Raw genomic sequence first — 279 nt, 5'->3', positions numbered from 1 at the left:
AAATACCGAACGACCGTTGAAAAAATTGGTAAGTATTTCACCGAAGGTGTTTATCCCCAATTTAAGAATTTAGAATTTGCAATATTATTAGTGTATCCGTTCGGACCTTCGGGACGAGGTCAAAATCGCCAAGTCCCACCAATTCCAACAGAGAATATTCTCAAACTTGCTAAAGAGAATTTATCATCTCAATATCCTGATAAAATACTCGTTATCTTAATTCTTGAAAAAGAGTTTAAAAGGATAACAGACGAATCAAACTTCCGAAGTAGAAACGAA

Annotated in this window: 1 protein-coding gene; it reads left to right on the top strand. The window is 34.8% G+C overall.

Annotated features, from left to right (window positions below; translation table 11 throughout):
- The coding region (locus tag ABIL00_06140; protein ID MEO0110335.1) for a hypothetical protein at window positions 1-279 on the top strand (279 nt) is incomplete at both ends.

Source organism: candidate division WOR-3 bacterium, assembly GCA_039801905.1.
Taxonomy (GTDB): Bacteria; Hydrothermota; Tepidihabitantia; order Tepidihabitantales; family JBDRVQ01; genus JBDRVQ01.
Note: the sequence above shows the minus strand (reverse complement) of the source record. Positions and strands in the feature narration are given on the sequence as shown.